The sequence below is a fragment of the Mesorhizobium sp. M2A.F.Ca.ET.037.01.1.1 genome, assembly GCF_003998075.1.
Lineage (GTDB): Bacteria > Pseudomonadota > Alphaproteobacteria > Rhizobiales > Rhizobiaceae > Mesorhizobium.
In genome coordinates this window covers 1-7693 of sequence record NZ_RZSA01000227.1, presented here as the reverse complement: position 1 = coordinate 7693, position 7693 = coordinate 1, and the positions used below count along the sequence as shown (strand labels likewise).

General features: G+C 59.2%; 8 protein-coding genes. 4 read left to right on the top strand and 4 right to left on the bottom strand.

The features are described 5' to 3' along the window. Positions 1 to 9 precede the first annotated feature (9 nt). A complete protein-coding gene (locus tag EOA27_RS13750; protein WP_127256488.1) occupies positions 10 to 279 on the top strand; it encodes a DUF2274 domain-containing protein in 270 nt (89 codons plus the stop codon). Between the two features lie 80 nt (positions 280 to 359). Here the strand turns inward: EOA27_RS13750 and EOA27_RS13745 are convergent, their stop codons facing one another. Next, positions 360 to 797 (bottom strand): MucR family transcriptional regulator, encoded by a 438-nt coding sequence (locus EOA27_RS13745; RefSeq protein WP_127256485.1) that lies wholly within the window; start codon positions 795 to 797, stop codon positions 360 to 362. Positions 798 to 1171: 374 nt separating this feature from the next. On the opposite strand from EOA27_RS13745, the gene EOA27_RS13740 reads away from it, so the two are divergent. From EOA27_RS13740 to EOA27_RS13725, 3 genes are read left to right on the top strand one after another with little or no spacing between them, the layout of a single operon-like run. Continuing rightward, positions 1172 to 2764 carry an SARP family transcriptional regulator gene (locus EOA27_RS13740; RefSeq protein ID WP_127256482.1) on the top strand — a complete coding sequence of 531 codons (1593 nt, stop codon included), beginning with the start codon at positions 1172 to 1174 and terminating at the stop codon, positions 2762 to 2764. Beyond that, a complete protein-coding gene (locus EOA27_RS13730) occupies positions 2761 to 3654 on the top strand; it encodes a phospholipid phosphatase (protein WP_245491088.1) in 894 nt (297 codons plus the stop codon). Before EOA27_RS13740 ends, EOA27_RS13730 begins: the two co-directional genes overlap by 4 nt. 14 nt (positions 3655 to 3668) lie before the next feature. After that, the gene (locus tag EOA27_RS13725; RefSeq protein ID WP_189562023.1) at positions 3669 to 5192 is read left to right on the top strand and encodes a S8 family serine peptidase; all 1524 of its coding nucleotides are present in this window, start codon (positions 3669 to 3671) and stop codon (positions 5190 to 5192) included. An 88-nt stretch (positions 5193 to 5280) separates the two neighbouring features. Here EOA27_RS13725 and EOA27_RS13720 read toward each other — a convergent pair whose 3' ends face one another. From EOA27_RS13720 to EOA27_RS40660, 3 genes are all read right to left on the bottom strand, one after another. Continuing rightward, positions 5281 to 6825: a glycosyl hydrolase 108 family protein gene (locus EOA27_RS13720; protein WP_127256471.1), complete on the bottom strand. Its 1545-nt coding sequence runs from the start codon at positions 6823 to 6825 to the stop codon at positions 5281 to 5283. After that, positions 6795 to 7109, bottom strand: a complete 315-nt coding sequence (locus tag EOA27_RS13715; protein ID WP_127256468.1) for a hypothetical protein — start codon at positions 7107 to 7109, stop codon at positions 6795 to 6797. The genes EOA27_RS13720 and EOA27_RS13715 overlap by 31 nt, the downstream gene beginning before the upstream one ends. A gap of 12 nt (positions 7110 to 7121) precedes the next feature. Next, on the bottom strand, positions 7122 to 7693 hold a 572-nt coding region (locus tag EOA27_RS40660; RefSeq protein ID WP_189562021.1), incomplete at its 5' end, for a hypothetical protein.

The window sequence follows — 7693 nt, the reverse complement described above, 5'->3', positions numbered from 1 at the left end:
GAGTAGCTCATGGCAAACCTGAAACTTGGAAAACTTCCAGATCGGACGCCTTCAAAGATCACCATCACGGTTAGCGCTGACCTCAACCAGGCCCTGAGCGACTATGCGGCTCTTTATCGTCAGACCTATGGTGAGTCTGAGACCGTGGCTGAGCTCATTCCATTCATGCTGGCCGGTTTCTTGGAGGGCGACCGAGCGTTTGCCAAGGCTAGAAAGGAAGGTTTGCGGGCCGCCGCCGCTTCGGAAAAACCGCGACGGCAATCGGCAGACCATGCGTAGCGCGGGACGTGCCAAGGAGGGCAGGCTTGAACCTGGTCACCCTGCCTTCAGCCTCTGCGATCGGTCCGTCAGAATACAGGTTAGGCTTTCCCCTTACGCTTCGAAGTTGGCTTCTTGACCGGAGCGGCCTTCCTACCAAGGCCCAACGATTTCGCAAGCTCTGATCGGGTGGCCGAATAGCTGGGGGCAACCATGGGATAGTCCTTCGCTAGGCCCCACTTCGCTCGGTATTCATCAGGCGTCATGCCGTGTCTGGTCGCAAGGTGGCGCTTGAGTGACTTGTATTTCTGGCCGTCTTCAAGACTGATGATGTAGTCCGGAAACACGGACCTCTTGGGATTGACCGCCGGTTTTGGAGCAGGTGCTTCTGCGGGGGTGGCCTGACCAATATTAGACAATGCCGAATTCACGCTAGCAATCAAATCGGGCAACCCCGACACTGGCACCGGGTTCTTCTGGACATATGCGGAAACGATATCCGCGGTAAGCTCGATGAGATTATTGCCCTCTTCGGACATCGTCTTGCTCCCACTTTGAAAACCAGTCTGCTCATATCGCCCAAACTCCCGATGTGCAACCAACGCGCCCAGCCGGCGTGGGTGGCCCTAAAGTCGCTCGGCCGTTCCGCAACCGCCAGCCGTCAAGTCTTTCCATTGGCCCCACGCCGATCAACCACGTCACAGAATTGTGAAATATTGAACCGATCCAGCGTTCTCAGCTACATGTGCCGCAGGCCTATCGCTAGAAAATGTCCCGTGCAAGCAAATAAAAGTATTCTCTACATTAGAAGTGTGTTTATTATGCGAATGGTAATTTGGGCGGTCGGGGTGGACCCATGTTGCGGGTCAGACTTTTGGGGCCAATGCAGCTTCGTGGGCCAGATGGACAGGACTTGACCCCTGCGACCCAGAAGGCGTGTGCGATCCTTGCCATGGTTCTGGTCGCCGAAGGCGGGCGGCGCTCGCGTAGCTGGCTGATTGACCACCTCTGGAGCGAAAAGCCCAGATCGCTGGGCCAGACAAGCCTTAGACAGTCGTTGAAGGAAATCCGTAAGTCCTTGTCGCCCGCATGCGCTGGTATGCTGACGATCGACAATTTCGTTGTGGCAATCGATCTGGAGAAATGCGTCTTTGAAGACAGATCAAACGACGATGCCGCCGGGCAGGATTTTCTGGAGGGCATCGATATCGGCGACCCGGAGTTCGAAGAGTGGTTGACGCTCGAACGTCGTCACTGGGAAAAGTCGGAGACGCCGGGAAAAGCTCCTGCCGCCATTGTGGCCGCTGACGCTCGCCCGCCGCCTCGATTTGGATTGCGTATAGACCCTGTCATGGTGAGCGGTTTTGACCGAGAGGAAGAAGCCCTCGCCAACGTCATCGTGGACCGAATCGTCACTGGTCTGGTCGAGGACGGGTTTCATGATATTCTCGACCGGCGCTCAGACAGCATCAGCCTGCTGGCGAAGCGCGACGTCGACGCGATGTACTCGCTCTGCCTGCGGTGCTCGGTCCGCCGTGTTCGCGACAGCGCGAGAGTAGCCATCGCCCTCGTTGATCTGGCGGAAGAGCAGACCATTTGGCGCCGCGTGTTCGATGCTGCGACCTCGGCGATCCATCGCGAACGTGACGCCGATCTGGCGGCAGGCCTTTCGCAGTGCATCGACCGGATTTGGCTGGAGAAGGAGAATACGGCCCGTCTGCGCAAGTTGGGAGAGGATGGTGCCGACACATTGCGCGCCGCCGTCCAGGACATGTTCGAGCTTGGCGTAGCCGACCTGGCGCGAGCGGAAAAAGACCTGAGGCGATTGATCCCCACGCGCCATGGCGCCCTGGCTTCTGCCTGGCTGGCGTTTCTCGTCACCTTCCGGGTCGGCCAACGATTTGTCCGACACGACAGCGCCCTGCATGAGGAGGCAAGGGACCTTGTAGCGCGTGCGCTCGAGCGCGACCCGGCCAACTCCGTTGTCTTGGCCTTGGCCGGCCACGTCCACAGCTACCTTTTCGGCAACTATGTGCGGGCCGCCGAACTCTTCGAGCAGGCGATCCGGATCAATCCCGGGCGGGCCCTCGCGTGGGACCTGTATTCCGTGCTGCACGCCTATATCGGGCGACCGCAGCCAGGACTGCAATGCGCTTTGTTCGCGCGCCATCTCGGCGCTCAAAGCCTGTACCGCTACTACTTCGACACTTCATGCCTGATTACCGCAAGCATGCTGGGCCGCCACGACCTTGCCATCCGTCATGGTGAAGCGGTGCTCGACGTGCGGCCGGATTTCAATTCGGTGCTTCGCTACCTGACCTCAAGCTATGGACACAGCGGATTGCGCGAAAAGGCAGCCGGTATGCACCATCGTCTGCTGGCCGTGGAACCTTCCTTTTCGCTCGAAGCACTGCGCGATGCGCGATATCCGGGTCTCGATACGCAAGCGGGCCGATACTTTCTCAGGGGTTTGAAGAAGGCAGGGGTAAGGGAGATTGCTGCATGACTGATGAAGAAAAAAGCTTGGCCCAGGCCATGTACGAGCTCCGGGTTCGCGCTGGCGAAGTCTTTGTTTTTGACGAGCAAGCGCGACCATCGTCTGGGCACGGTGCAACAGGGTCGGTGGTTCTCAACAAGAACAAAAACAAAAATAAGAACAAGAATAAGAACAAGAATAAAAACAAGAACAAAAACAAGGCGGCCGGAGATATCGAAATCGGCCAGCTGGCGTTCGGGCTATCCCCTTACCGGGAACTCAAGAGGTTACATGACGCTAAAAACCGTGCAGTCGAAACCGATGAACTGGCTGGATATTATCTTTGGCAGGGCCTCGGATTGCCGATGCCGCCCGGTCCCGATCAGACCCGAGACGAAATCGCCAATCTTTTAGCGAAGCAGGATCAGGTCGACGAGCGGAGGAATCGTCGCGAAGAGATCGAACGTCAAGATACGCTCGATCTTTCCGACTTCACGAGGCCATTGTGCATCGAGAATGTCGCGGGCTTTGAAGCGACGGAATCGCTTTTTTCGACGATACTGCAACTGTGCGAATATGTCGGGCTGCAATATAAGGACATGTACGGCCGCACCCGGCCAAGCATGATCGACCCCACCCTACGACCAATGTTGCCGGTGCCGCCGCACTCTTCCTACCCGTCCAATCACGCCTTTCAATGCACGTCGCTAGCGCTGGTGTTTGAACGTTTCTTTCCGCAGCACCCCGCGACCGAGGAATTGCACCGCGTTGCCGCGCGCCTCGCCGAGAACCGTGAATGGGCTGGACTGCACTATGAAAGCGATACAGCCGCCGGAAAACTTCTCGCCGAGAGATTCCTGCCGTTTCTTGTCGACGCCTGCACCGAGTTGATGCGCGAAGCGCAGTCCGAATGGAATTGAGGGGAGGATCTGTCATGACACAAGCACTCGAAGGCGCAGGCGGCGCCACAAAGCCGACGACGGCCAAGTCCTATCGGGCTTTTTGGCATCTGCAGGCAATAGGTGTTCTCTACTCCGACTCCGGGGTTTTACGTCTCGTTTGGGAGGACGATCCCCTCAAGGGATCCCCGCCAGCAAGAGTCGCGCTTATAGACACCGGCGTTGATGTCGCTCACGGGTATCTGAAGGGGAGGATAGACGATCCGCTCGATCTTACCGGGATGCCGATCTCCGTCGTAAAAAGGGCAGCCGGTGCCGCGTCGGGCCCTTTCAGCAAGCTCCCAGAAAAGCTCAAAGATCTGGACCTCTCCCTCGATGACCACCTCATCAAGAAGCTGGAGAAGTTTCTCGAGCACAATAAGGATTGCACACCCTTCGATACAGGCGCGCCGCAAACAGCAAATCTGAACTTTTCCTCACACGGAACCTCGTGCGCCGGATTGGTCATTGGCAGGACACCAGCCCCGAAACCGACCGGCACACAGGAACTCGCCGCGATGGGTCACGATGACCCGGCGCCATCGCCAATCCTTTATTTCGGCGTGGACCCTTTCAGCAGGCTAATACCGGTGACAACGTCGTTCGCGCCCAGGCCGGAGCCGCTGATCCTGGCTTTCCTCTATGCTTGGGCGCAGGGGGCGGATGCCATCCTGTTTCCCCGTGGGCTGCCGGACGACCTTCTCGACACGAGCCGAAATTGCAAGCCATACTGGCGCATTCTTCGCGAAGTCATCCTGGCAGTGTCGCGGAAAATCCCGATCGTCTGCGCAGCCGGAAACGAGGCCGAAAGCCGGCTGATCGCGCCGGCAGCCCTGGCCGGAAGTGCCTGGGGTCCAAACGGCGTCATTGCAGTGGGAGCGATGAATTACCGGGGCATACGATCGTCATACAGTTCCTATGATGACGATCTTACCGCCTGCGCGCCCAGCGATGACGGTGAAATGTTCAACGCCGACCAGTACCGTCTCGACACGACGGACCGGACCTATCCGGATTATCCGTATGTCGCGACGTTGCGTCAGAACGGCTTTCATGCCGATCCTGAAGTCAGTGCGCCCCGCCAGCTTGACCCCAAGTCCAATCTCTTTGCCGCGCCGGCGATCCTGGCGATCGATATTCCCGGACCGTACGGGTTCGAGGCAAGCGGCAACAACAGCAACGATCAATCCGATACGCAGTTCTCAGGCAGCTTCACTCAGTTCGGGGGTACGTCTGCCGCCTCGGCGATCACGGCCGGGATGGTGGCACTCATTCAGCGCACCAAGAAGAAGGCTGCCCGGGACGAAAACGCCCGCTTCGACGGCCCCGCCGTCAAGGATCTGCTGAGGCAGACCGCGAGGATCAAAAAGCTTCCTCATCTTAGTCCGGAGGATCTGGGCGACTCCGACACAGGAGATCTGACGCCTGATCACATAAATGGGAAAGACCTGACACGGGCCCAGGCATTTGGCGCCGGCTTGATCGATGCCCGCAAGGCAATCGAAAAATCGGTCACATAGCGTTTATCAGTCCACCTTCGTTATTTCCAATTCTGTGATAGGGACTCGAGCACGGTGAGTCCCTTTCACAGGTCCGCCGGCAGTGACATCATCCCACGTCATTCGCGGTATTTGTGCGCTCGACCTTGGACAATGCCGAAAGCCCGCCATATGTTGCGATAAGTTGCACGACCATGTCGTATGTCTTGTCGTCGATCGTAAGGAGCGACGTCTTGTGCAGCACCATGAGCGCGGCGAACGCGGCGCCAGCGATGAGCGTCTTCTTTCCTAGGAGATATTTGCCGCCGAGGGCGACGTCGATCGCAGTCATGGGAGGTTCTTCCTTTGTCACGATGGTTGGGCTCGTAGGCGTGCTTGCGGCGGCAGGACCGGCAATATCGAAACTGCCTGACAAAGACAGGGGCGCGACGGCGGCGCCGGCAGCAGCCTTGGCGGCGGCGGTGACTTCATTCAGTCGGCTCATCCAGCCCTTGCCGAAGACCGGCCAGGTAGAAAGGCCACGGTAGAAATCGCCATAGAGCGCTGAAAAGTCCGCAACGAGCCTGACCTGCGCTGCCGTGTCGGCCGCTGAGATGGTCCTCGCGCCGACGGAGCCGTCTTCGATCAGTCCCGCGCCCTGTCGGTTGAGGGCGCGCTGAAGGAAGATGCCGCCGCGCTGAAGTCCGGAATTGACACAACAATTATAGGTCATGAGCGCAGCGGGGTAGGGGAGGTCATCTAGCCGCATCGGGCGCCAATAACGGGCATAGAAGATCCGCCGTGCTTCGTCGCGTGTGAGGTTGCGGACGTCATCGACACTGACCGGGTGCCCACGCCAGGCAGCGAGCGTCGCTTGAGTAATGCCGAAGTTGGTGGCGCCCCCCGGGTCGTTTGGATTGTCGGAGAAAGTGCCTTCCCATTTTTCGATGAGGGCGTGCGCTCGCAGGAAGGCGTCGGTCCAGACCACCGGTGGAGGCTCGATGGAAGCGCCTGCCATCTCGACCAGCCCCACGGCCGGCTGCACAACACCATCCTTGCGGACAGTTGCCCAGTTGATGCCAGCCGCGAGATCGGCCGGGGAAGCGTCGATCTCGAAGTGCATGGTGTCGATCTTCGTCTTCCAGTTTCCCCATTCGAGAGGACGTATCCCCGCATTCGTGCGGATCGCCAGGATGTCGTCGATCATCTGTCGGGTCATGTCGGTGTCGGCGACGCCGCTGCGCACATCCTGGGCGCGTTCGGCTTGCGTCGCCTTGGCTGAGAAGCGAACCGGGCTCTTGGGCTTATAGTTGACCGGGTTGGTGTCCCAGTTGAGATCGAGCGCGACGCCATAGGCATGCAGGCTCTTCAACGACGTGCCTGCGATGTCGCGGTCGGCGTATGTTCCTGTATCACCGGCGCGCACCTGGTAGCCATGGGCCGCCAGGATAGCGTCAAGGGCCTGCCATGTTTCCTTGCTTTCCGGCGCCACCAGACACGAGACCCCTCCGAACGAGGTGTGCTCCATCTTCGAAGGCGCGGCTTCGTAGCTTTTCCATGCCTTGCGCATTTCGGCTGTGGTCAATGACATTGCTGATCCCCTTGCTGTTCGGCGCTGTTTGTCTGAACTGTGCGCGCAGGTCGTCAAAGAAGCGGGAGAATTGACGCGACCCATGCCACGATCTGCGCGGCCTGGCCGGCGGAGACGGCGAAGCTTTCGACTTGATTGCGTATCCAATTCAGGTCCTTGACCGCCGTCTGAAAGTTGTTCTGGAGCGGGACGTATTGGGCAGCATTGTTCACGAGCATGCGTTCGGTGACGCTTGCCATCTCGCGGTCAGTTTTCAGGATGACTGCACGAAGCCTGGAGCGCCGTGCCGGACTTTGTTCGTTGGCCCAGGCAGCGGCCAAGGCCTCCCGGACCTTCTGCAACGCAGCCTCTGCTTCAGAGAGATTCATCTCGACAACTCCTTAATTGGTTTTCAGGACTGAGAGCGCGGCGACGATCGAATCCGATGCCGCGAAGAAATCGGCCAACGCACGGTCGCTGTCGGTCGACGTAACAAGTGCATGGTGGGCGTCAGCGAGCTTCTGCAGCGCATCGGGCATTTGATCGAAGGCGGCAGCCACCGCCTTGGCATCCCGCTCGCGCGAGATCACTTCCCGGTAGTCGGCAACGAGAGCCGTCGAACTGTTGCGGCGGTCAGCCCTCAGGTCCCGCAGAAGATCGGTCCTAGCCATCGTCAGCCCGCTGGTATTCGCTTGTGGAGTTTTCGCCAGCACTTCAAAATCAGCCTTGAGCAGACTGACCGCCTGACGGATATGCGGGTCAGTCTGGATCATGACCGAGCGCATCCTTCCCGACAGCGCGGCATCGGCGCCAAGACGAACAAACCCTGCGACGAGATCGGGCGCGGCCTGTACAACGGGACCCGCAGTTGCGCCGGCCGCTTTTGAAAGTGCCGCGACGCTTGTCGCCAGCGTCTTGCTGCTTGCGGCGGCCTTTTCGGCAGCGCCCGGCTCGGCGTTTTTCGACAGGGCCT